The 21,131-nt window shown below is 68.3% G+C and carries 20 protein-coding genes; 5 read left to right on the forward strand and 15 right to left on the reverse strand.

Translation table 11 applies throughout. From position 1 onward, the window contains the following. Positions 1-299 precede the first annotated feature (299 nt). Positions 300-1,493: an ammonium transporter gene (locus D0901_RS02620; protein ID WP_129138734.1), complete on the forward strand. Its 1,194-nt coding sequence runs from the start codon at positions 300-302 to the stop codon at positions 1,491-1,493. Between the two features lie 66 nt (positions 1,494-1,559). Here the strand turns inward: D0901_RS02620 and D0901_RS02625 are convergent, their stop codons facing one another. The 3 genes from D0901_RS02625 to D0901_RS02635 all read right to left on the reverse strand — a co-directional run bounded on the left by D0901_RS02625 (position 1,560) and on the right by D0901_RS02635 (position 5,370). Further along, complete coding sequence (locus D0901_RS02625; protein ID WP_129138735.1) at positions 1,560-1,922, reverse strand: DUF533 domain-containing protein; 363 nt, start codon at positions 1,920-1,922, stop codon at positions 1,560-1,562. Between the two features lie 210 nt (positions 1,923-2,132). After that, positions 2,133-3,941 carry a sodium-extruding oxaloacetate decarboxylase subunit alpha gene (oadA, locus tag D0901_RS02630; RefSeq protein ID WP_129138736.1) on the reverse strand — a complete coding sequence of 603 codons (1,809 nt, stop codon included), beginning with the start codon at positions 3,939-3,941 and terminating at the stop codon, positions 2,133-2,135. Between the two features lie 13 nt (positions 3,942-3,954). Next, positions 3,955-5,370, reverse strand: coding sequence for an acetyl-CoA carboxylase biotin carboxylase subunit (locus D0901_RS02635; protein WP_129138737.1), 1,416 nt, complete (start codon positions 5,368-5,370; stop codon positions 3,955-3,957). Positions 5,371-5,547: 177 nt separating this feature from the next. Between D0901_RS02635 and D0901_RS02640 the strand changes: the two genes are divergently transcribed. Next, positions 5,548-6,534: a LysR family transcriptional regulator gene (locus D0901_RS02640; RefSeq protein WP_129138738.1), complete on the forward strand. Its 987-nt coding sequence runs from the start codon at positions 5,548-5,550 to the stop codon at positions 6,532-6,534. 102 nt (positions 6,535-6,636) lie between these two features. Here D0901_RS02640 and lipB read toward each other — a convergent pair whose 3' ends face one another. The 11 genes from lipB to D0901_RS02695 form a co-directional block, all read right to left on the reverse strand. Continuing rightward, entirely contained in the window at positions 6,637-7,317 is a 681-nt protein-coding gene (lipB, locus tag D0901_RS02645; RefSeq protein WP_129138739.1) for a lipoyl(octanoyl) transferase LipB, read from the reverse strand. Continuing rightward, positions 7,317-7,628 (reverse strand): HP0495 family protein, encoded by a 312-nt coding sequence (locus D0901_RS02650; RefSeq protein ID WP_129138740.1) that lies wholly within the window; start codon positions 7,626-7,628, stop codon positions 7,317-7,319. Before D0901_RS02650 ends, lipB begins: the two co-directional genes overlap by 1 nt. A 117-nt stretch (positions 7,629-7,745) precedes the next feature. After that, positions 7,746-8,978: a D-alanyl-D-alanine carboxypeptidase family protein gene (locus D0901_RS02655; protein WP_129138741.1), complete on the reverse strand. Its 1,233-nt coding sequence runs from the start codon at positions 8,976-8,978 to the stop codon at positions 7,746-7,748. 42 nt (positions 8,979-9,020) lie between these two features. Further along, positions 9,021-10,100 (reverse strand): septal ring lytic transglycosylase RlpA family protein, encoded by a 1,080-nt coding sequence (locus tag D0901_RS02660; RefSeq protein WP_425256164.1) that lies wholly within the window; start codon positions 10,098-10,100, stop codon positions 9,021-9,023. After that, positions 10,097-11,128, reverse strand: a complete 1,032-nt coding sequence (mltB, locus tag D0901_RS02665) for a lytic murein transglycosylase B (RefSeq protein ID WP_233440333.1) — start codon at positions 11,126-11,128, stop codon at positions 10,097-10,099. The genes D0901_RS02660 and mltB overlap by 4 nt, the downstream gene beginning before the upstream one ends. A gap of 32 nt (positions 11,129-11,160) precedes the next feature. Next, complete coding sequence (gene rodA, locus D0901_RS02670; RefSeq protein ID WP_129138742.1) at positions 11,161-12,306, reverse strand: rod shape-determining protein RodA; 1,146 nt, start codon at positions 12,304-12,306, stop codon at positions 11,161-11,163. Then, a complete protein-coding gene (mrdA, locus tag D0901_RS02675) occupies positions 12,293-14,185 on the reverse strand; it encodes a penicillin-binding protein 2 (RefSeq protein WP_129138743.1) in 1,893 nt (630 codons plus the stop codon). Before mrdA ends, rodA begins: the two co-directional genes overlap by 14 nt. A 54-nt stretch (positions 14,186-14,239) precedes the next feature. Then, on the reverse strand, positions 14,240-14,707 hold the full coding sequence (gene rlmH / locus D0901_RS02680; protein WP_129138744.1) for a 23S rRNA (pseudouridine(1915)-N(3))-methyltransferase RlmH: 468 nt from the start codon (positions 14,705-14,707) through the stop codon (positions 14,240-14,242). Further along, positions 14,704-15,066, reverse strand: a complete 363-nt coding sequence (gene rsfS / locus D0901_RS02685) for a ribosome silencing factor (protein WP_129138745.1) — start codon at positions 15,064-15,066, stop codon at positions 14,704-14,706. Before rsfS ends, rlmH begins: the two co-directional genes overlap by 4 nt. Positions 15,067-15,120: 54 nt before the next feature. Continuing rightward, on the reverse strand, positions 15,121-15,792 hold the full coding sequence (nadD, locus tag D0901_RS02690) for a nicotinate-nucleotide adenylyltransferase (RefSeq protein WP_129138746.1): 672 nt from the start codon (positions 15,790-15,792) through the stop codon (positions 15,121-15,123). Beyond that, positions 15,773-17,050: a glutamate-5-semialdehyde dehydrogenase gene (locus tag D0901_RS02695; RefSeq protein WP_129138747.1), complete on the reverse strand. Its 1,278-nt coding sequence runs from the start codon at positions 17,048-17,050 to the stop codon at positions 15,773-15,775. Before D0901_RS02695 ends, nadD begins: the two co-directional genes overlap by 20 nt. A gap of 193 nt (positions 17,051-17,243) precedes the next feature. Here D0901_RS02695 and D0901_RS02700 point away from each other — a divergent pair, with 193 nt between their 5' ends. Genes D0901_RS02700 through D0901_RS02710 form a run of 3 tightly spaced genes read left to right on the forward strand, consistent with a single transcriptional unit; the run spans position 17,244 to position 20,416 of the window. After that, positions 17,244-18,068, forward strand: a complete 825-nt coding sequence (locus D0901_RS02700) for a hypothetical protein (protein ID WP_129138748.1) — start codon at positions 17,244-17,246, stop codon at positions 18,066-18,068. Further along, positions 18,069-19,013, forward strand: a complete 945-nt coding sequence (locus D0901_RS02705) for a diguanylate cyclase domain-containing protein (protein WP_129138749.1) — start codon at positions 18,069-18,071, stop codon at positions 19,011-19,013. Continuing rightward, complete coding sequence (locus tag D0901_RS02710) at positions 19,010-20,416, forward strand: bifunctional DedA family/phosphatase PAP2 family protein (RefSeq protein WP_129138750.1); 1,407 nt, start codon at positions 19,010-19,012, stop codon at positions 20,414-20,416. The genes D0901_RS02705 and D0901_RS02710 overlap by 4 nt, the downstream gene beginning before the upstream one ends. Before the next feature lie 14 nt (positions 20,417-20,430). On the opposite strand, the gene D0901_RS02715 is transcribed toward D0901_RS02710, so the two are convergent. Beyond that, positions 20,431-21,054 carry a LysE family translocator gene (locus D0901_RS02715; protein WP_203234779.1) on the reverse strand — a complete coding sequence of 208 codons (624 nt, stop codon included), beginning with the start codon at positions 21,052-21,054 and terminating at the stop codon, positions 20,431-20,433. Positions 21,055-21,131: the final 77 nt, after the last annotated feature.

Here is a 21,131-nt window from a genome sequence, read left to right on the forward strand (position 1 = left end):
CAAGATCAGCATAACGCCATCCGGGCGTGGTTGCAGCCGGCAATCATGAAAATCGGGCCTGCGGGCGAATGCGCCAAACCGTGGCATCGAGCCCGCCCGAAAGCACAAAAATAGTGCACAAGATCCCCGACGACGCACCCGAATAGCGCACCACGCGCACCAGAAACGCTCACCCTGCGCCCAAGCCGTTGAGAAATGGCGACAAAAAAAGCTGGCACAAAACGTGCAAGCCCCTTTATCGCAGTGCACGACCCCGCTAGTTCACCGCAACGAACCCGTAGACAACGAACTCACACGCCATGACTGACATTCCCTCGAGTGCCGACGTACTGTTCCTGCTGCTGGGCGCCTGCATGGTACTGGCCATGCACGCCGGCTTCGCCTTCCTGGAAGTGGGTACGGTACGCGCCAAGAATCAGGTCAACGCCCTGGTCAAGATCATCACCGACTTCGCCGCCTCGACGCTGGCCTACTTCGTGGTCGGCTACGCTATCGCCTATGGCAATGGCTTCTTCGCCAGCGCCGAGCAGCTCTCGCTCGACCACGGTTACGGCCTGGTCAAGTTCTTCTTCCTGCTGACCTTCGCCGCGGCGATCCCGGCGATCATCTCCGGGGGCATCGCCGAGCGGGCACGCTTCTACCCGCAGTTCACCGCCACGCTGCTGCTGGTGGGCCTGGCCTATCCCACCTTCGAAGGCATCGTCTGGAACGGCAACTGGCAGATCCAGGCCTGGCTGCAAGCGACCTTCGGCCAGCCCTTCCATGACTTCGCCGGCTCCCTGGTGGTCCACGGCTTCGGTGGCTGGGTCGCGCTGGTCGCCGTGCTGCTGCTGGGTGCGCGCCGTGGCCGCTATCCGCGACATGGCGCGGTGGCCGCCCATCCACCCTCGAGCATACCCTTCCTGGCGCTGGGGTCCTGGACGCTGACGGTCGGCTGGTTCGGTTTCAACGTGATGTCCGCCCAGACACTCGACGGCATCAGCGGACTGGTCGCCGTCAACTCGCTGATGGCGATGGTCGGCGGCATCCTCGCGGCGATGGCGCTGGGCCGCAACGACCCCGGCTTCATTCACAACGGCCCCCTGGCGGGCCTGGTGGCGGTCTGCGCCGGCTCGGATCTCATGCACCCGATCGGTGCGCTGGCCACCGGCGCGGTGGCCGGCGCGCTGTTCGTGGTGCTGTTCACGCAGACGCAGAACCGCTGGCGTATCGACGACGTGCTGGGGGTCTGGCCCCTGCACGGGATCTGCGGCGCCTGGGGCGGTATCGCCGCCGGGCTGTTCGGTCAGCCGGCGCTGGGGGGCCTGGGCGGCATCAGTCTCGCCTCGCAATGCGCGGGAACGCTGCTGGGCATCGTCCTGGCACTGATCGCCGGGACCGTCATCTATGGCGGGTTGAAGGCCATCGTCGGCATTCGCCTCAGCGAAGAGCAGGAATTCGAGGGCGCCGACCTGTCGCTGCACAAGATCAGCGCCACACCGGGTCGTGACTGATCCCGTGGCCGGGCTCGTCAGGCCGCGGACGACGCCCGAACGGCCGGGTTCGGGCGTTGCCCCGTGTCAGGGTCCGGGGAAGCCGGGAGCGCGCGGCGCCTCGCCGGAGGCGCCAGCGTCTCGCGGCGCGTCGCCGGCCTCGGACGGTTCGTCGCCCCCGGGCCTCGCCGCCGGCGGCCGGGTCATCTCGCGGGCCTCGTCGGCGTCGTAGCCGCTGCGCTGCCGACGGGTCTGCCAGGCCAGCGCGCCCAACCCGGCCACGACGCCGTACTTGAGCGCCTTGCCCAGCAGGCCGCGGCCGTGACGACTGCTGAGCAGCAGTCCCAGGGCCCCGCCCGCCAGGGCACTGCGGGCATCCACGCGACCCGCCTGGTCGCAGCAACGGTCGATCAACCGGCCAAATTCGTCGGAGGTATGTCTGTCGTCCATGAGGTGTCTCCCATTGGTTCCTTGGTGGCTCTCTTGAGGAGGGCCGGGTAGGCGCCAGATGCCGGCGTGACGAGACCGGCGTCCGGCGACTCGATGCGCCTCGCTAGCCGAACAATCCGGGTAGCAACGCTGACAGCATAGGCGATCGTGGCCGCGACGGAAAAACCCGGCACCAGGCCGGGTCAGCATGACACCAGGCGACGCGACGCGTCACTCGATCTCGATCAGCACCTCGCCGGGGGTAACACGATCGCCGCGGGCGACGTGGACCGCCTTGACGCTACCGGCGACGCGGGCGTGAACCTCGGTTTCCATCTTCATCGCCTCGGTGATCAGCACCGCCTGGCCTTCCTCGACAGAATCGCCGACCTCGACCAGCACGTCGACGATGTTGCCGGGCATCGAGGTGGTGACATGACCGGGCTGCGAGGCCTGGGCACGCCCCGCACCGCCGCCGCCGACGTAGTCGTCCTTGGCCTCGAAGACGACTTCCTCGGGCATGCCGTCGAGGGTCAGATAGACCTGGCGCTTGCCGCCGATGCTGCCCACGCCGGTGATCTGCACCTCGTAGGACTCACCGTGGACGTCGATCACGAATTCGGTGGGCACCCCCTCGGTGACCGGACGCCCGCCGCCGTCATCCGGGGCGGGCAGCGGCTCGGGGGTGAGCGTGCCGTCGCGGCGCCCCTCGAGATAGTCGCGGCCCAGCTCGGGGAACATGGCGAAGGTCAGCACGTCCTCCTCGCCCTCGGCGAGCTCACCGATGTCCCGGGTCAGGCGCGCCATCTCCGGGGCCAGCGCATCGGCGGGGCGCCCCTCCTCGACCGGCTCGTTGCCGATCGCGCGCCGCCGGATCCCGGCGTCGACCTCGGCCGGCGGGTGGCCGTAACCGCCCTGCAGGTAGCGCTTCACCTCGTTGGTGATGGTCTTGTAGCGCTCGCCGGTCAGCACGTTCATCACCGCCTGGGTGCCGACGATCTGCGAGGTGGGCGTGACCAGCGGCGGATACCCCAGGTCGGCACGCACCCGCGGGATCTCGGCGAACACCTCGCGGATCTGCGACAGCGCATTCTGCTCCTTGAGCTGATTGGCGAGGTTGGACATCATCCCGCCCGGCACCTGGTTGATCTGTACCGAGACGTCCTCGCGGGTGAATTCGCTCTCGAAGGCGGCATACTTCTTGCGCACCTCGCGGAAGTAGTCACCGATCTCCTTGAGCGCCTCGAGGTCGAGCCCGGTGTCGTGATCGGTCCCGGCGAAGGCGGCGACCATGGACTCGGTGGATGGGTGACTGGTGCCGCCGGCGAACGCCGAGTTGCAGGTGTCGATGTGACGACAACCGGCCTCGACGGCCTTGAGATGGCACAGCGCCGAGAGTCCCGAGGTGGCATGGGCATGCAGGTGGATCGGCACCTCGACCGCCTCGACCAGCGCGGCGACCAGCTCCTCGGTGGCATAGGGCGTGAGCAGGCCCGCCATGTCCTTGATGGCGATCGAATCGGCACCCATGTCGGCCAGCCGCTGGGCCTGGTCGATGTACATCGCCAGGGTATGCACCGGGCTGACCGTATAGCACAGCGTGCCCTGGGCGTGCTTGCCGCTGGCCTTGACCGCGCGCATGGCGGTCTCGAGGTTGCGCAGGTCGTTGAGCGCATCGAACACGCGAAAGATGTCGACGCCGTTATCGGCGGCCTTGGCGACGAAGCGCTCGACCACGTCATCGGCGTAGTGGCGGTAGCCGAGCAGGTTCTGGCCGCGCAGCAGCATCTGCAGCGGCGTGTTGGGCAGCGCCGCCTTCAAGGCGCGCAGCCGCTCCCAGGGGTCCTCCTTGAGAAAGCGCACACAGGCATCGAAGGTCGCCCCGCCCCACACCTCCAGCGAGTGGAAGCCGATGGCGTCGAGCTGCGGGCAGATCGGCAGCATGTCCTCGGTGTGCAAACGGGTGGCGATCAGCGACTGGTGGCCGTCACGCAGCACGACGTCGGTCACCTGGACCCGCGCGGGTTGAATCGGGCTCATGAGTCTCTCCTTGTTATAGTCCGGCGTGGGCGGCGATGGCGGCGGCGATGGCCAGCGCGACCTCTTCGGGGTTGCGCTTCACCGAGTAGTTGAGCAGTTCCGGATGCGCGGGAACGAATCCGGTGTCGAACTCGCCGCGGCGGAAGTCGGGATGGCGCAGGATCTCCTGGTAATAGGGCGCGGTGGTCTTGACCCCCTGCAGGCGCATGTCGTTGAGCGCACGAATGCCTCGGTCCAGCGTTTCCTCCCAGGTCAGGCCCCAGACGATCAGCTTCAGGCACATGGAGTCGAAGTACGGCGGGATCGTGTAGCCGGTGTAGATCGCCGTGTCGGTCCGCACCCCGGGCCCGCCCGGCGCGTAGTAGCGGGTGATGCGGCCGAAGGTGGGCAGAAAGTCGTTCTTGGGATCCTCGGCGTTGATGCGGAACTGGATCGCATAGCCGTGGTGCTGGATGTCCTCCTGACGGAAGGCCAGCTTGAGCCCCGCGGCGATACGGATCTGCTCGCGGACGATGTCGACCCCGGTGATCGCCTCGGTGATGGTATGCTCGACCTGAACGCGGGTGTTCATCTCCATGAAGTAGATTTCGTTGCCCTTGACCAGGAACTCCACGGTGCCGGCGTTCTCGTAACCCACCGCCTTGGCGGCGCGCACCGCCAGCTCGCCGACGTAGGCACGCTGCTCGGGGGTCAACTGCGGGCTGGGGGCGATCTCGATGAGCTTCTGGTTGCGGCGCTGGATCGAGCAGTCACGCTCGAAGAGGTGGATGACGTGGCCATGGCGGTCGGCGAGCACCTGCACCTCGATGTGGTGCGGCTCGACCACGCACTTTTCCATGAAGACGTCGGCACTGCCGAAGGCCTTGGTGGCCTCCGAGATCACCCGGTCCCAGGCCTGCTCGAGCTGTCTGGCGTCGTCGCAGCGGCGGATGCCGCGACCGCCACCGCCCGAGGTGGCCTTGAGCATCACCGGATAACCGATCTCCTCGGCCAGCGCCAGGGCTTCCTCGCGATCGGCCAGGTTGCCTTCCGAACCGGGCGTGACCGGCACGCCCGCCTCGCGCATCGCCGCGCGTGCCGCGGTCTTGTCGCCCATGCTGGCGATCACCGCGGCATCGGGGCCGACGAAGGCAATGCCCGCCTCGGCACAGATCCGTGCCAGGTCGGCGTTCTCCGAGAGGAAGCCGTAGCCCGGATGGATGGCATCGCAGCCGGTCTCGCGGGCCAGATCGACGATCCGCCGGGGGTCGAGATAGCCGGCCAGCGGATCGTCGCCGACGAAATGCGCCTCGTCGGCCCGCTTGACGTGCAGGGCGAAGCGGTCCGGCTCGGTATAGATGGCGACGGAGCGAATGCCCATCTCGGCACAGGCACGCACGATCCGTACGGCGATCTCGCCGCGGTTGGCGATCAACAGTTTCCGGAACACGGTCTGTCCTCCAGGGTTGCGTCCACGACAGGCATGCGAAAAACTAGCGGGTTGCTTGCCCGTTTCCTTGGCCTCGCAGGGTGTGCCTTTTACGCTACCCGGCTCGTTGCCAATAGAAAAATTGATATTTTTTTGCCAAGCTATAAGTTACGGCTTATACCTAACGCGGAAACCGCCATGTCGCGCCCCCATCTGCTCAATCGACTGACCTTTCGCCAGCTACAGGTCTTCCAGGCCGTGCATCGGCAGCAGTCCTATTCGCGGGCGGCCGAGCAGTTGGGCCTGACCCAGCCCGCGGTCAGCGCCCAGATTCGCCAGCTCGAGCAGGCGCTCGAACAACCGCTGTTCAAGTACGCCGGCAAGACCCTGCACGTGCTGCCGGCCGCGGACGCCCTGGCGGCGAGCGTGCAGTCGATCTTCGGTCAGGTCTCGAGCCTGCAGATGGAACTGTCGGAGCTGGCCGGCACCATCCGCGGCGAACTCAACCTGACCGCGGTTTCCACCGCCCAGTATGTGGTCCCGCACATCCTGGCGCGGTTCCGGGCACGCTACCCGGAGGTCCATATCCGACTGCGGGTCTGCAACCGCGGCCAGGCGCTGGAACGCCTCGCCGAGCGGCGCGACGACCTGGTGATCATGGGCATGGTCCCGGACGATGCCAACCTCTCCTTCATGCCGATCCTCGACAACGAGATGATCCCCATCGTCTGGCCCGGCCACCCCCTGCTCACCGCCGCGAAGCCGACCCTCGAGGATTTCGCCCAGCACTATGTACTGATGCGCGAACCCGGCTCCGGGACGCGCACCGCCTTCGAGGAGTTCGTCGCCCGCGAGCGTGTATCGCTGGCGCACACCCTGGAACTGGGCACCAACGAGGCGATCAAGCAGGGCGTGATGGCGCATCTCGGCGTCGCCGTGCTGCCGCGACTGGCCGTTCAGCTCGAACTGGCCTCGGGGCTGCTCGCCTCCCCCGCGCTGCCCGGCTTCCCGCTCAAGCGCTCGTGGTGCACGGTCTATCCCAAGGACCGCTACCCGACCCCGGTGACCGAACTGTTCCTGCGCTTTCTGCGCGAACTGCTGCCGGAACTCAACGCCCACTTCAAGGCCCCGATCGAACCCGCCCCCGGCCCCAGCTTCGTATGCCTGCCGATGGTCGACGCCTGACGGACGCCCGAAGCTTGCCGCTCGCAAGACAAGAAAGCCCTCTGCAGTCGCCTGCAGAGGGCTCGTCGTTTGCGGCACCGCGAAGGGGCCCGTGGGAGAGAGTCAGCCGACGCGGGAAGCGGCGTCGGGGGCAAGCCCGGCGGGCAGGCCCTCATGCTCGACGAGGGACTCGATGCCCAGGCGCGTCGCCAGGCAACGGATCAGCCGCGAGGCCTCCTGGTCGAGCCGTACGGGGCCGGCGACGCACTCGCGAAGCTGGGTCATCGCCAGGCCCGCATAGCCACAGGGGTTGATGCGCGCGAAGGGCGCGAGATCCATGTCGACGTTGAACGCCACCCCGTGAAAGCTGCAGCCACGACGGATGCGCAGGCCCAGTGAGGCGATCTTGGCCTCGCCGACGTAGACACCCGGGGCATCGGGCCGGGCCCGCGCCTCGACGCCGTGTTCGGCCAGGGCATCGATGACGGCGTTTTCCAGTGCCGTCACCAGGTCGCGCACGCCCAGATGATGACGCCGCACATCGAGCAGCGGATACAGCACCAACTGGCCGGGGCCATGATAGGTGACCTGGCCGCCCCGATCGGTGGCGACCACCGGGATGTCCCCCGGCATCAGTACATGCTCGGCCAGCCCCGCCTGCCCCTGGGTGAAGACCGGGTCGTGCTCGACCAGCCACAGCATGTCCGGCGCCTCCGGCGTGCGCGTATCGGTGTAGTCGCGCATCGCCCGCCAGACCGGCTCATAGGGCAGACGCCCGAGACGATAGACGTCCAGGGCGCTCATTACAGCACCATGTGGACGCGACCCGAGGCCTTGAGCGAGGCGAACAGCGTACGCAGCTGCTCCTCGCCGGTGGCGGTGATGGTCACGCGCACCGAGCGGTACTTGCCATTGCGGCTGTCGACGGCGGTGATGGTGGTGCGGTCGACGCCCGGAGCGTGCTGCTCGACGATGTCGATGACGGTGGCCTGGAAGTCGTCCGCGGCGTCGCCGACGATCTTGATCGGATAGTCGCAGGGATATTCGACCTTGGGCGCGCCGGTGCCGGCCTGTGGCGCCTCGACACGCAGATCCCGAAGGGACTTGTCGGTCATGATGGTCACTCGATGAAGGGTATCTGCGCGTATTCTACGCAACCTCGCCAGATCGACCAAGGTCGCGACGTCGCCGCGACCCTGGCCCGCCGCCACGCGGCGGCGGGGACATGCGGATCAGAACAGCCCGGTGAAGAACAGCAGCACCGCGTCCCAGATGCGCTTGAAGAAACCGCCCTGCTCGACGCTCTGCAGCGCGACCAGCGGTTCTTCGCGGATCACCTCCTCGCCGAGCTTGACCTGCAGGGTGCCCAGTTGCTGCCCGGCCTGCACCGGGGCCTTGATGGTCTCGGGAATGTTCAGCTTGGCGGTCATCTCGTCGCGGCGCCCCTTGGGCACGGTCAGATACAGGGCATCGGTGACACCGAGCTTGAGGGTATCCTGGGCGCCGCCCCAGATCCGCGGCTGGTTGAGTACCGCGCCACGCTGGTAGAGCTTGAAGGTGTCGAAGAACCGGAAGCCGTAGCTGAGCAGTTTCTGCGATTCCTGAGCGCGCGCCTCGTCGGAATTGGTGCCCATCACCACCGAGATCAGGCGCATGTCGTCCTGCTTGGCGGACGACACCAGACAGAAGCCCGCGGCGTCGGTGTGGCCGGTCTTGAGCCCGTCCACCGACGGATCGCGCCACAGCAGCCGGTTGCGGTTGGGCTGACGGATGCCGTTGTAGGTGAAGTACTTCTCCGAATACATCTCGTAGTGATCGGGGAAGTCCTGGATGATGTGCCGGGCGATGTTCGCCAGGTCCCGCGCCGAGGAGTAGTGATCGTCGTGCGGCAGGCCGGTGGCGTTGGCGAAATGGGTGTTCTTGAGCCCCATGCGCTGCGCCTGCTGGTTCATCAGGTCGACGAACGATGGCTCGGACCCGGCCACGTACTCGGCCAGCGCCACGCTGGCATCGTTGCCGGACTGGATGACCACGCCGTGCAGCAGGTCGTTGACGCTGACCTGGGTGCCTTCGCGCACGAACATCCGCGAGCCGCCGGTGCGCCAGGCATGCTCGCTGATCGTGACCATGTCGTCGTCGGCGATGTTGCCGTCGTTGATCTCCTTCTCGACGATATAGGCGGTCATCATCTTGGTGAGACTCGCCGGCGGCAGGCGCTGGTCGGCGTTGTGTTCGACCAGTACCTCGCCGCTATTGGCGTCGAGCAGAATCCACGAGGAGGCATTGAGACTGGGCGGTGAGGGAATCATCGGCTCGGGCAGGCTCTGCTGCATCGACGAATCCGGCTTGGGCTGCGAGGCTTGCTGATCCTCGGCCATGGCGGGCTGGACCAACGCGATGCAGAGCGTGGTGACGGCGGCGGCCAGTCCCTGCCAGGAGCGAGAAGAAAGAGTGGACAGTCTCATGACGGTGTTTCTCGTTGCTTGTTTCAAGAATGAAGACACGGATCAGTTGCCGGCAGTGACGGCGAAGGTCTGGGCATAACCGACGTCGCGCAACTGCTGGCGCAGCGCCTCCAGCGCTGAACGATCGGCCACGGGGCCGACCTGAACCCGGTGCAGCCGGGCGTCGCTGTCGATGCGTACCGGCCGGTCGAGTCGCGATTGCAGGCGTTCGCGCAATTTCCGGGCGTTGGTGGCCGAGTTCAGCGCGGCCACCTGCAGATAGAATGCCCCACTGTCCCCGGCCACGGGGTCGGTGGCGGACGTGCCGGTAGCGGACGTGCCGGTAGCGGACGTGCCGGTGGCGGACGTGCCGGTCTCGGCCGCCCGGGACGCCGTCGTTTTCTCTGCACGGGCCCCCGACGCCCCGGAGGTCGGCATGGCCGTCGCCGTCGGCGCGCTTCGCGTGGCCAGCGCCTGGGTCGACGCCGCCGAGTCGGCCCCGGACGCCGCATCACGCCGCGCCCGGGTATCGGGCGACGACGCCTGGCGCGAGGCCAGGGAGCGCGACGTCGAGGTCTCGCTCCCCGAGCGGTGCCGGGCCTGCCAGGCGACCGGATCGATCGCCTCGACCCGGACGTGCCCGGTCCCGGTGCGCAGGATACCCAGCCGGGCGGCCGCCGCATAGGATAGATCGATCAGGCGATTGCCGTGAAACGGGCCTCGGTCGTTGACCTTGACGATCACCGAGCGCCCGTTGTCGGTATTGGTGACCCGGGCATAGGTCGGCAACGGCAGGGAACGATGCGCCGCCGACATCTTGTACATGTCGTAGGACTCGCCGCTGGCGGTGTCATAGCCCTGGAACTTCTCACCGTACCAGGACGCGGTGCCCTCCGCCTCGTAGCCCTCGGCACTGGGCAGCACATGATAGGTCTTGCCCCAGACCCGATAGGTCGAGCGGTTGCCGCTGGCGGCCAGCGGCTCGACCCTGGGTACCGCGTCGGGCACGTCGGCGACATCGGGCGGATTGTCCGGGTAGGCATCACGGGACATGGCGTAGCGACCGCCGTCCCCGCCCCCTCCGGAGGCGCAACCACCCAGCACCAGCAGTCCCGCCAGCAGCAGCCACCAGAGCGGTCTCACGACGACGCCTCCCGCGCGTCGCGAATGCGCTCGGCCAGGGTGGTGACGGCCATGGCGTAGAGATAACTGTGGTTGTAGCGGGTGATGACGTAGAAGTTCTCGTGACCGAGCCGATAGTCGACACGGCCGTCGCCCTCCTCGAGCGCCAGCGGCACGACCCGCTGCGCGGCGTCCAGACCGGCGCCCCCGGCGGGGGTGATGCCCTTGGCGGCCAGCGCGTCGATGCGCACATAGGGCTCGCGCGCCTGGTTGAAGGTGACGCCGTCCGGCGGCGTGGCCGGGCCCGAGGCCTCGCTCACGACCGCCCCGCCCGCCTGCCAGCCATGACGCGCGAAGTAGTTGCCCACGCTGCCGATGGCATCCACGGGATCGTGCCACAGATCGCGCTTGCCGTCGGCGTCGAAGTCCACGGCGTAGGCCTGATAGCTGGTGGGAATGAACTGCGGGTAGCCCATCGCCCCCGCGTAGGATCCCTCGAGCGTGGCGGGATCGATGCCCTGCTCGCGGGTCAGGTCGATGAAGGCCGCCAGTTCGCCGCGGAAGAAGTCGCCGCGCGACGGATGATGAAACGCCAGCGTGGCCAGGGAATCGAGTACCCGATGAGTGCCGGTGTGCCGGCCGTAGTAGGTTTCCACGCCGATGATCGCGGCGATCACCTCGGGGGCCACCCCGTACTGCGCCCGGGCGCGCGCGAAGGCGTCGCGGTGGGCCTCGATGAAGGCCACGCCGGCCTCGACCCGCTCGGGCTGGATGAAGATGTCGCGGTACTCGCCCCAGGTCATGCGGTGCTCGGGCGCCCTGGCCATGGCATCGAGCACGTCCTGGCTATAGCCGGCCTCGTCAAGGGCCTTGACCAGCCAGTCGCGGTCGGTGCCGGCGGCCACCCGGGCGTCGACCCAGGCCGCCACGTCCGGGTGGCTGGCGGGATCGAACGCCGAGTCGGCCCAGGCCGACGTGGCGCCGAGTGCCATGATGCAGCCCAACAGGCCCAGCCGGAAACGGCTCGGTTGGCGAGCGGGAAACCCCATCGTCTTCAACTCCCTGTTTCGCTCCGCAGCGGCTAGCGCGGCAGCAGACGCCGGTGGCTGTGAATCGCCATGAGAATACCGAAACCGGCCAGCAACGTCACGCTGGAGGTCCCGCCGTAGCTGACCAGCGGCAGCGGCACGCCGACGATCGGCAGGATGCCGCTGACCATGCCGATGTTGACGAACACGTAGATGAAAAAGGTCAGGACGATGCTGCCGCCCACCAGCCGACCATAGGTGTCGTGAGCGCCATTGGCCATCAGCAGACCGCGGCCGATGATCAGCAGATAGAGCGTCAGCACCACCAGCATGCCGATCAGCCCGAACTCCTCGCCGAGCACCGCGACGATGAAGTCGGTGTGTCGCTCGGGCAGGAATTCCAGCTGCGACTGGGTGCCCTGGGTCCAGCCCTTGCCGAAGACGCCCCCGCTGCCGATGGCCGTGGTCGACTGGATGATGTTCCAGCCCGCGCCCAGCGGGTCGCTTTCCGGGTTGAGAAAGGTCAGTACGCGCTGACGCTGGTAATCGTGCATGTTGAACCACAAAAGCGGCATCGCCGCCGCGGCCAGCACGACCAGAAAGGCGATCAGGCGCCAGGAGAGCCCGGCCAGCAGCACCACGAACACCCCGGCACAGGCCACCAGCAGCGACGTGCCCAGGTCCGGCTGCTTGGCGATCAGCACCACCGGCACGGCCATGATCACGGCACACACCAGGATGTCGCGCACCCGGGGCGGCAGCGCCTGGCGCTGCAGGTAGGCGGCGACCATCATCGGCATCGCCAGCTTCATCAGTTCGGACGGCTGGAAGCGGATCACCCCGGGAATCACCAGCCAGCGCTGGGCGCCCATGCCGATGTCGCCCATCACCTCGACGGCGATCAGCATCGCCAGCCCCGCCCCGTAGAGCACCGGCGACCAGCGGCAGAGGGTCTTGGGCGACAGCTGGGCCAGTACCACCATCACCGTCAACGCGACGCCCAGGCGCAGCGCCTGCGCCTCGACGACCGCCAGCCGCTGGCCGCTGGCACTGTAGAGCACCACCAGTCCCGCCCCCAGCAGCACCAGCAGAATGCCGCACAGCCAGGGATCGATGTGAATGCGCGTCCACAGCGTGCTGCGCCGCCGGACACTGGCGTTGCGCGGGTAGTGGAGCATGGCGGTGTCACGGAGTCGCATGCGATCCTCGCTGGCGAATTTCGGCGGCCGCCTCGTCGAGCGCGTCATCGTCGGGCAGCAGCCAGGCATCGGTGATCTCGCGCGCCAGCGGCGCGGCATGGGAACTGCCCCCGCCGGCGTTCTCGATCACCACGGCGACGGCGATCTGCGGGTCGTCGATCGGCGCGAAGGCGGTGAACAGGGCGTGGTCGTGCAAGCGTTCCTCGAGCTCGTCGGCGTTGTAGCGTTCGTCGTTGTCGAGGGTGAAGACCTGGGCCGTGCCCGACTTGCCGGCCATGCGGTACTCGAGCCCGGCCCCCACGCGCCGCGCCGTGCCCTCGCTGCCGCTCATCACGTCGCCCATGGCGTTGCGCACCAGCGTCCACCAGCCGTCATCGAGCTCGATGTCCTCCTTGGCCGGCGGCGGGTCGACCGTCTCGTCGCCGATACGCTTGGCCAGGTGCGGTGTCACCCAGTGGCCGCGGTTGGCGAGCACCGATACCGCGGTGGCCATCTGCAGCGGGGTGGCCAGCCAGTAGCCCTGGCCGATCCCCACCGACAGGGTCTCGCCGGGGAACCAGACCTGCCCGCGGCGCTCGCGTTTCCACTCGCGGGAGGGCATCAGACCGCTCGAGGCGCCGTAGACGTCGTAGCTGGTGTCCTCGCCGAAGCCGAAGCGGTGCATGAAATCGGACAACCGGTCGATCCCCAGCTCGTGGGCGAGCGTGAAGAAGTAGGTGTCGTTGGAGACCTCGATGGCACGGTGCATGTCGACCCGACCGTGGCCCCAGCGCAGCCAGTTGTGATAACGCCGGTCATGATCCGGCAGCTTGTAGTAGCCGGGATCGTAGATGGTCTTTTCCGGGGTGATCACGTGGTTGTAGAGCCCGGCCAGGGCCATGTAGGGCTTGACCGTCGAGGCCGGCGGATACTGGCCGCGGATCGCCCGGTTGTAGAGTGGCAGGTCGTGGTCGTCGCGCAGCCCCTTGTAGTCGTCGTAGCTGATCCCGGTGACGAACAGGTTGGAGTCGAACCCCGGCGACGAGGCCATGGCAAGGATGTCGCCGGTCTTCGGCTGGATGGCGACGATCGCCCCGCGGCGGTCGTCGAGCAGGTCGTAGGCCAGCTGCTGGAGGCGCTCGTCGATGGTCAGGGTGATGTCCTTCCCCGGCGCCGGATCGGTACGCCCGAGCTCCTTGAGGACCCGCCCGCGGGCGTTGGTCTCGACCTGACGCAGGCCGGCCTTGCCGTGCAGCACCGACTCGTACTGCTTCTCGACGCCGGTCTTGCCGATGAAGTGCGTCCCCGAATACTCGCCGCGATCCAGATCGGCCAGCTCCTCGGCGTTGATGCGCCCCACGTAGCCGATGACATGCGACATGATCAGTGGATCCGGGTAGTAGCGCAGCAGTTGCGCCTCGACCTCGACCCCGGGCAGACGGTAGCGGTTGACCGCCAGCCGCGCGATCTGCTTTTCGTTGAGCTCGCTCATCAGCAGCGCCGGCTGATAGGGCCGCTGACGCTGATAGGCGCGCTCGCGGAAGACGCTCGCCTCCTTGGCCGGCAGGTCGAGGATGTCGACCAGCAGGTCCAGGGTGGCATCCAGATCGTCGACCCGCTCGGGAACGATGGTCAGGTTGTAGGTCGGCCGGTTCTCCGCCACCAGCCGGCCGTTGCGGTCGTAGATCAACCCGCGGGTCGGCGGCAGGGGCTCGACGCGCACGCGATTGTTCTCGGAGCGGGTGGTGTAGACCTCGTGCTGGAACACCTGCAGATAGACCAGCCGGGCGACCAGCGCGCCCGACATCAGGATCACCAGCAAGGCCGCGAGCAGCGAACGGTTGCGAAACAACCGCACCTCCTGCTCGGGATTCTTCAGGGTATCGCGGGGCTTACGCATCGGGAAACTGGGCCGGGCCGGGCGCGAGGGGGTGTCGGGGCATCGGGAACGTCGTCAACGGTGATAAGGATGGCCGACCAGCAAGGTCCAGGCGCGATAGAGCTGCTCGGCGAGGATCAGACGCACCATGGGATGCGGCAGGGTCAGCGGCGACAGCGACCAGCGCCGCTCGGCGCCGGCCGACAGCCCCGGATCGAGCCCTTCCGGGCCGCCGACCAGCAGTGCCACGTCGCGTCCCGAGTGACGCCACTGATCGGCCTCGCGGGCGAGCCGCTCGGTCGACCACGCCTGACCGCCCACCTCGAGGGCCACGCACAGTTCGTCGCCGCGCAGGCGATCGCGCATGCGCTGCCCCTCCAGGGCCACGGCACGCGCCACATCGGCATTCTTGCCGCGCGCGCCGGGAGCGATCTCGACGATCTCGAGGGCGAAGTCACGGGGCAACCGCTTGCGATACTCCTCGACGCCGCGCTCGACCCAGTCGGGCATCCGGGTGCCCACCGCGACCAGGCGTACCTTCACGCCCGGCCCCCGCGGACCTCCTCCTCGCCATCCGCGGGCATGTCGGCCCAGAGCCGCTCCAGATCGTAGAGGCGGCGGGTCTCGGGCATCATCACGTGAACCACCACGTCGCCCAGGTCGATCAGCACCCATTCGGAGCCGCTCTTGCCCTCGACCCCCAGCGCACGGACGCCCGCTTCCTTCGCCCGCTCGACCACGTTGTCGGCCAGCGCGGAAACGTGTCGGGAAGAGGTCCCGCTGGCCACCAGCATGACGTCGGTGACGCTGGTCAGCGCCGAGACGTCGAGTGCGGCGATGTCCTGGCCCTTGAGCTCCTCAAGGGCGTCCACCGCCAGTGTCTTCAATGCGTCGATCTGCATAGCTCCTCGTCGGCAACAGTCGGGTCAGACTCCATTCTACCCCGACAGTTCCCGCTATCGGTAAAGATGATGTGAATGAATGTAGGCCTCGACCGCCTCGGGCAGCAGGTAGCGCACACTGCGCCCCTCGGCGAGCCGCGCACGCAGGTCGGTCGCCGAGATCGCCATGCGACTGGGCAGGCGCAGGTGCAGAAGCCCGCCGGCCGGCCGCCGGAACAGCGTCTCGGCGTCGGCCACACGACGCTCGGCGACCAGCGCCTCCAGCGCCTCGGGCAGGGGCTCCCGGTGGCCGGGGCGATCGATCACCACCACGTGAGCCAGCTCGAACAGCCGCCCGGGGGCATGCCAATGGTGGAGCTTGAGAAAGGCGTCGAAGCCGATCGCCATCACCAGCCGTGCCGCGTCGCCGTAGTCGCGGCGCAGCGAGGCCAGGGTGTCGCTGCTGTAGGAGGGGCCCTGGCGGTGCAGCTCGCGGTCGTCGGCGACCAGCCCCGGCGTGGCACCGATGCCCGCGTCGAGCATGGCCAGACGCTGTTCGGCATCGATACCCGGCGCCTCGCGATGCGGCGGGACATGGGCCGGCACCAGATGCACCCGATCGAGCGCCAGCGCCTCGTGGAGTTCCACGGCGCTGCGCAGGTGACCGAGATGCACGGGGTCGAAGGTCCCGCCCAGCATGGCGATACGGGGTGCCGGGTCGGCCGGATCACTCACGGATCTGGCCATCGCCGAGCACCACGTACTTGCGCGTGGTCAGCCCCTCGAGACCCACCGGGCCGCGGGCGTGCAGCTTGTCGGTGGAGATGCCGATCTCCGCCCCCAGCCCGTACTCGAAGCCGTCGGCGAAACGCGTCGAGGCATTGACCATCACCGAACTGGAGTCGACCTCGGTGAGAAAGCGCCGGGTCAGCGAATAGGACTCGCTGACGATGGCGTCGGTGTGGTGCGAACCATAGGTCTCGATATGGGCCATCGCCTCGTCGATGCCCTCGACCACGCGGATCGCCAGCACCGGCGCCAGATACTCGGCCTGCCAGTCGGCCTCGGTGGCGGGCGCCACGTCGGGGAGCCGTTCACGGGTACGCGGGCAACCGCGCAGCTCGACACCATGCTCGGCATAGGCCGCCGCCAGTTGCGGCAGCAGCGCATCGGCCACCGGCGCGTCGATCAGCAGCGTTTCCAGGGTGTTGCAGGTGCCGTAACGCTGCGTCTTGGCATTGACCGCGATCGCCAGTGCCTTGGCCAGGTCGGCGGTGGCATCGACATAGACGTGGCAGACCCCGTCGAGGTGCTTGATCACCGGCACCCGCGCCTCGCGGGAGATGCGTTCGATCAGCGACTTGCCGCCGCGCGGAATGATCACGTCGACGTACTCGGGCATGGCGATCAACCGGCCCACCGCGGCGCGATCGGTGGTCGCCACCACCTGGACGGCGGCCTCGGGCAGCCCCGCCTCGGCCAGCCCGGCGGCGATGCACTCGGCGATCGCCGCGTTGCTCTCGCTGGCCTCGGAACCGCCGCGCAGGATGCAGGCATTGCCGGACTTAAGGCACAGGCTGGCGGCCTCCATCGTCACGTTGGGCCGCGACTCGTAGATGATCCCGATCACGCCCAGCGGCACCCGCATCTGGCCGACCTGGATGCCACTGGGACGCGCGCGCAGGCCATCGATCTCGCCCACCGGGTCGGGCAGCGCGGCGACCTGTCGGAGCCCGTCGACCATGCCGGCCAGGCGCGATTCGCTGAGCGCCAGGCGATCGAGCAGCGCCGCGTCCAGTCCCGCGGCCCGGCCGCGCTCGAGATCCCGGGCGTTGGCCGCCAGCAGGGATTCCCGCGACGCCTCGACGTGGCGGGCCATGGCCAGCAGGGCGGCGTTCTTCGCCGCGGTCGGCGCGCGGCGCAGCCCGGCGCTGGCCTGGCGAGCGGCCACGCCGAGCTGACACATGTAGGAGTCCACGTCGGTGATCGCTGTATGTCGTGACATGCCCGGAAATCTCTCCATAATCGGTCGCCGTGTCGCGCAGCGCGTATCGCGGCGAAGGTACTGACTTGATGAGGAATCGCGCGATACGAGTCGTCGCCGAGGGGGCGGGTATCGTACAGTGTCGGCTATTCGAAACGGAGATCAATACTAAGCCACCATGGAGCGCAAGTTCAAAGCGGGACCCTACCGACTGATGCCCTGGGCGACCGCCGCCGTTTTGTTGCTGCTGGCCGCCGACGCCGAGAGCACGACGCTGCGTGTCGGCCTGGCACTCGGTGCGCTGCTGCTGGTGGCCGACCTGTATCTCGGCCAGCGCCGCCACCGGCTGCCGCGCGCCGGCCTGCCCTTGCTGCTCGGGGGGCTGATCACCCTGGCCCTGTTCACGGCCCCGCAACGCTATCTGCTGTGGCTGTGGGCCTGGGCGGCGGTGCTGGCCCTGCCCCAGCACGGGGTCCTGCGCTGGCTCAACGTCGGCCTGGCGGCACTCAGCTTCTGGCACGTTCACAGTCTGCTGGGCGTCGAGGAAGCGCTGCTCGCCGGGCTGCTGCTGGCCACCCTGGGACTGCTGGGGGTCGCTCACGGCCTGAGCCTGCGCGGGCTGTGGCGCGACGAGGGCAGCCCCGGCGCGCAGTTGTCCGGCCTCGACCTGCATTCGCGGCGTCAGCTCGACCACGACCTCGCCCTGGAAACCGTGCGCACCCAGCGCGAGGGCTCCCACGGCATGCTCGTGCTCCTGCGCACCCCGCCGTCACGCCAGCGCGGCGTGGCGCGGGCGCTGGTCGGTCAGACGCGCCGTTACGAACATGGCTACCGGATCGACCGGGCGACCCTGGCGCTGCTGCTGATCAGTCGTGATGCCGGCGAGGTTCAGTCACGTCGCGGCGCCCTGCTCGCCGCGCTTCCGCCGGGCGTGCGTACCCGCTGCGTGTCGCTGGTGCCGGGCGTTTCGCTGAACGCTCAGCTGGAAGCCCTGGCCGGCCAGCAACGCGCCCTGGTGACCCTCGAGGAGACGGCCTGAATGGCGCTTGCGAATTCCCGTTGGCACGACCGGCTTTTCTTCATCGTCTACCTCAGCGCCCTGCTGCTGATCGCCGGGCACGCCCTGTGGCACTACCTGATGGGGCACTACGACGACATCCTGCTGCCGGCGCTGCTCGCCATGCTGCTAGCCGGCGCGCTGTTCGTGCGCCTGGTCAACCCCGGTTTCCGGCGCCTGCTGACCTACTCGGCGTTGATCAGCTGCTATCTGCTGATCGCCGTGGATCTCGCCCGCCACGAGACCCACTCGCTGATCTGGCTGGGGGCACCGCCGGTGGCGACCTTCCTGCTGCTGCCGCTGGCCCCGGCCCTGCTGCTCAATCTCTTCCTGGCCCCGGTCTGGCTGCTGCTGATCGTCTCGGCACTGCCACTGTGGCATGCCACCCTGGTCTACCTTGCCCTGGTCGGGCTGACCGCCCTGCCCGCCTGGCTGATTCACTCGCGCCATTGGCACCTGCGCGCCGGCGAGACCCGCGATCCCCAGTGCCAGGCGCTCTCCCGGCAGGCATTGCACAGCCGCCTGGCAGCGGAGGTCGAGCGCAGCCGGGCACTGAAATGCCCCCTCGAGGTACTGGTGATCCACCTGCCGCAACTGGAAATGGCCGACGAACAGTTCGGCGGCGCGCTGCTGCATGCCCTGCTCACCCGCGCCTGCCTGACCATCCAGGCCAACTGCCGCCAGCACGACCTGCTGGGCCGCGCGCAGACCTCGCTGTTCTGGCTGCTGCTGCCGGATACCGGCGAGGCGGGTACGCTGATCGTGCGCGAGCGGCTACTCCACGCCCTGAGCCGCGAGGTATTCGCCGAGACCGGCCCCATCCAGTCGCGCATCCGTAGCTGCCCCCTGCTGCCCGGCGAAACGCCGGAACACTTCGAACAACGCCTGATGACCACCGGCCTGAAACTGATGGAGCCCACGCCTTGACCGCTACCGACTGGATGACCGCCCTGACGCCTTCACCCAGCTGGCTGTACCTGATCGTCGCCCTCGTCTCGCTGATCGAATCCCTGGCGGTGATCGGCCTGGTGGTACCCGGCGTGGTGCTGATCACCGCCGCCGCCTCGCTGGCCGGCCACCACGACCTGTCGCTCACGCTGCTGCTGCTGGGCGCGGGCATCGGCGCGGTGATCGGCGATGGCGCCAGCTTCCTGCTCGGCTACCATCAGCGCCAGCGCGTGCCCGTGCTGTGGCCGTTCCGCAACCATCCGCAGTGGCTGTCGCGCGGCGCGCAGTTCTTCCAGCGTTACGGGGTGATGTCGGTGCTGATCGGCCGCTTCGTCGGTCCGGTACGCCCCATCGTGCCGCTGATCGCCGGCATGATGCACATGCGTCCGAGCACCTTCCTGTGGTCCAACCTGGGCTCGGCGATTCTCTGGGCGCCCGCCTACGTGCTGCCCGGCTACCTGCTGGGTCGAACCTGGCAACACCTGCTGTACCTGCCCGCCGACGGCCGCCGCTGGCTGATCCTGCTCGGCCTGCTGGTGGTGGCCCTGGTGGTGGCCTTCTCGCTGGTGCGCCAGCAGCTGGCCCACGAGGGCTGGCTGCATCGCAAGCTGGCGGCGCTGGCCAGTCGCCACCCGCGGGGTCGTCGCCTGTGGCAGGCGCTGACCGCCTCGCGTACCGAGGCCGCCCTGCCGCTGGCCTCGCTGGTCCTGCTGCTGACGAGCCTCGCCGGGCTGTCGGGCTGGACGCTGTGGGTGCTCGACCAGAATGGCCCGCTGCCCATGGATCATCAGCTGCAGGGCCTGCTGAACACGCTGGATTCGCCCTGGCTGACCCGGCTCGCCGAGGGCCTGGCCAAGGTCGGCGATGCCTATGGCGTCATCGCCCTGGTCGCGCCCTGGCTGCTCTGGATGGCCCGCCGGCGCCTCTACGCCCTGGGTCTGCACGTCATCGGCGCCCTGGGCGGCATCGCGCTGGTCAATACCCTGTTCAAGCATCTCGCCGGACGCGCTCGCCCCGACGTTCCCGACTACCTCAGCGGCTCCTTCTCCTACCCCAGCGCCCATACCTCGACGGCCGTGGTCCTCTACGGCCTGGCGGCAGCCTTCGTCGCCGACGCCCTGCCCCGGCGTTATCGCGCACCGGCGTACTGGACGGCCATCCTGATCTGCGTGCCCATGGCCCTGTCACGGCTGGTGATCGGCGTGCACTGGCTGAGCGACCTGGTCGGCGGTGCCCTGCTCGGACTGACCCTGTGCGCCGTGGTGCGCCTGAGCTACCACCGTTTCGCCACGATCACGCCACCCCGCCCGCCCTGGGCGAGCCTGCTGCTCGCCTCGCTGGCGCTGCTGACGGCGCGACTCTTGTGGCTGCCCCATGCCTGAGGCGGATCGTCGCCTCAGCCCAGCGCCAGCCAGGCGCCCACGCCGATCATCAGGGTCCCGGCGATGCGATTGAGCAGGCGCACGTTGCCGCTGCGGCTGAGCAGATGGCTCGCCGTGCGCCCGCCGGTGGCGTAGAGCAGCAGGCAGCAAAGCTCGATCGACAGGATGATGCCCACCAGCCAGAGCAGTTGCACGGCCAGCGGCAAGTCGGCATCCAGAAACGGCGGCAACAGGGCGATGAAGAAGGCCCAGCCCTTGGGATTGGCCACCGCGGTGACGAACCCCTGCGAGAGCAGTTGCCAGCGCGACACGTCGCGCCGTTCGCGGGGCTCCGAGGGGATCGCCATGCGCCCGCGGGAGCGCCACATCTGCACGCCCAGATAGGCCAGGTAGGCCCCGCCCAGCCACTTGAACACCGCGAACAGCGCCGGTTCGCGCAGCATCAACGTGGCCACGCCGGCACCCGCGGCGACCGCCACCAGCCCGACACCGGCGAGCTCGCCGAGCATCATCCACAGCGCACGACGCACGCCCACGGTCATGCCCAGCACCATCGACAGCGTCATGCACATGCCCGGCGTCAGCGACACCATGAAGAAGGTCGGCACGAACACCGACAACAGCGACAGGTTGATCATGCAGGACTCTCCACCAGGTCTCGGTTGCTAACGGATGAACGCTCGAGCGCCCCACGTACGGGCCCCACCGCGGGCGC

The organism is Modicisalibacter coralii (genome assembly GCF_004117855.1).
Taxonomy (GTDB): domain Bacteria; phylum Pseudomonadota; class Gammaproteobacteria; order Pseudomonadales; family Halomonadaceae; genus Modicisalibacter; species Modicisalibacter coralii.